This is a genomic window from Actinocrinis sp., from assembly GCF_035946395.1.
Classification (GTDB): Bacteria; Actinomycetota; Actinomycetes; order Streptomycetales; family Catenulisporaceae; genus Actinocrinis.
Genome location: NZ_DASYZI010000371.1, coordinates 1 through 2,366, shown reverse-complemented (window position 1 = coordinate 2,366; position 2,366 = coordinate 1). Strand labels below are relative to the sequence as shown.

The following is a 2,366-nucleotide window of genomic DNA, read 5'->3' as shown; positions in this document are numbered from 1 at the left end:
GGTACAGGGCTCAGCTCCGCACGGTCCAGCCGCGCTCAGTCAGCCGCGCGCTCAGCTGGCCGGCGGAGTCCGGCGCGACCTGGAGGGTGACCAGGCCGACCGCCTGGCCGGGAGAGTGCTCGATCCGCACGTCCTCGATGTTGACGCCGGCTGCGCCGACGGCCGCGAACAGGCGGGCCAGTTCGCCAGGGGCGTCGCTGATGACGACCGGCACAGCGGAGTAGACCGCACGCGGCGCACCGTGCTTGCCGGGAATGCGGGACTGGCCCGCGTTGCCCCTGCGCAGCAGGTCGATCAGGTTCGTACGGCCGACTTCGCGCTTGTGCGCGTCGTCAGCGGCCAGAGCGCGCAACGCGATGATCGCGCTGCTGAGGTCCGCGGCGTACTCGTCGAGCACGTCGGCCACGGCGGCCGCGTTGGCCGAGAGGATTTCCTGCCACAGCGCCGGATCGCCACCAGCGATCCGGGTCACGTCCCGCACACCCGGGCCGGCGACGCGCGCGGCGTCTTCGGGGGCGTGCTCCAGCCGCGCGGCCATGATCGAGGCGATGACGTGCGGAGCATGCGAGATCAACGCCACGGCGTGGTCGTGGTCCGCGGCGTCCATCACAACCGGCACCCCGCCGCACAGCGAGATCAGCTCCAGCGCGCGGTTGAGCGCGTCTCGCCCGGTGGTCGCGGTCGGGGTGAGCACCCAGGGACGGCCGTCGAACAGATCGTCACGTCCACCGAGTGGTCCGGCTATCTCGCGGCCGGCCAGCGGATGACCCCCGATGTACGTCACCTGGTCGATGCCCTGCGCGAGCGCCGCGTCCAACGGACCGGCTTTCACGGAGGCGACGTCGGTATACGCGGTGGCCAAGTCTCGTCGCTGTGCGTCCTCAAGCACAGCAGCGATGTTTGCGGGCGGGACCGCGATCACCGCGAGGTCGACGCGTTCCGGCGGGTCGCCGATCTTTCCTGCACCGAGCGATGCTGCCGTGCGAACGGCCGACTCATCACGATCGGACAGATACACGGTGACGCCACGGCGGGTAAGGGCAAGCGCCACCGACGTACCGATCAAGCCGGTACCGATGACTGCGGCTGTACGCATCCTGCCTGCCCTGTGCCTTCCCGCTGCGTATCCGGTTACTGCGACGCGTTACCGCGCCGTGCTGTTCTACCGCACTGTGCGTTGCGGTACCGGCTACTGGGCAATATCCCGGCGCAGCGCAGTCGCCCCGCCGAGGTACACGTGCTGGATCTCCTTCTTCGAGCGCAAGGTCTCGATGTGAGCGAGGATGCGCACGACGCGCGGCAGCGCTCCGGGTACCGCTATCTCCGTCGCACACAGCAGCGGGGTGTCCACCAGACCGAGCTCCCGCGCGGCGAGCGCGGGGAACTCGCTCGTCAGGTCGGGTGTGGCGGTGAAGACCATGGAGATCACGTCGTCGGCGGTGACGCCGTTCGCCTCGAACAGCGCGGTGACCAGATCCGCGGTCGCCTTGAGCACGAACTGCCGCTCGTCCGCGTCCACCTGCACCGCTCCGCGCACTGCGCGCACCACCATCGCGGTCACCTCTCCGCCCGCTCACCGTCCGCCGATCAGTCCAGGTCAGCCTAGCGACGCGGACGTCCCACCCGCCAACGTGACGGCTGACCGTCTCAGTGGTCGGTCCACTCAGACGCACGTAGGGCAATATGACGACACCGAAAGGACAGTAATCGCCTGTTAAGCTGGTAGCCCGTGGATGACCGGCCGTTCCCCACCCGGCCAATCGCTCGTAACAACCACGGGAGCCCCACGTTGGCAGTGTCCAGCCGTTCCGCATCCGCGAAGAAAGCGGCACACCCGACCAAGCATCTCTTCGTCACCGGGGGCGTGGCCTCCTCGCTGGGCAAGGGACTGACCGCCTCCAGTCTGGGCGCGCTGCTCAAGGCGCGCGGCCTGCGGGTCACGATGCAGAAACTGGACCCCTATCTCAACGTCGACCCCGGCACCATGAACCCGTTCCAGCACGGCGAGGTCTTCGTGACCGACGACGGCGCGGAGACCGACCTCGACATCGGCCACTACGAGCGCTTCCTCGACACCGACCTGCACGGCTCGGCGAACGTGACCACCGGCCAGATCTACTCCTCGGTGATCGCGAAGGAGCGGCGCGGCGAGTACCTCGGCGACACGGTCCAGGTCATCCCGCACATCACCAACGAGATCAAGTCCCGGATCATGGCGATGGACGGCGCGGACGTCGACATCGTGATCACCGAGGTGGGCGGCACCGTCGGCGACATCGAGTCCCAGCCGTTCATCGAGTCGGCGCGCCAGATCCGCCACGAGCTCGGCCGCTCCAACGTCTTCTTCGTGCACGTCTCGCTCGTCC

Annotated in this window: 3 protein-coding genes; 1 reads left to right on the top strand and 2 read right to left on the bottom strand. The window is 68.5% G+C overall.

Annotation, left to right across the window (positions count from 1 at the left end; all coding sequences use genetic code 11):
* Window positions 1-10: 10 nt before the first annotated feature.
* Complete coding sequence (locus VGS97_RS23050) at window positions 11-1,096, bottom strand: prephenate dehydrogenase (RefSeq protein ID WP_326855715.1); 1,086 nt, start codon at window positions 1,094-1,096, stop codon at window positions 11-13.
* Between the two features lie 93 nt (window positions 1,097-1,189).
* Window positions 1,190-1,552, bottom strand: coding sequence for a chorismate mutase (aroH, locus tag VGS97_RS23045; RefSeq protein WP_326855714.1), 363 nt, complete (start codon window positions 1,550-1,552; stop codon window positions 1,190-1,192).
* 243 nt (window positions 1,553-1,795) lie between these two features.
* Between aroH and VGS97_RS23040 the strand changes: the two genes are divergently transcribed.
* Window positions 1,796-2,366 (top strand): CTP synthase (locus tag VGS97_RS23040; protein ID WP_326855716.1); only part of this gene is annotated, 571 nt, incomplete at its 3' end.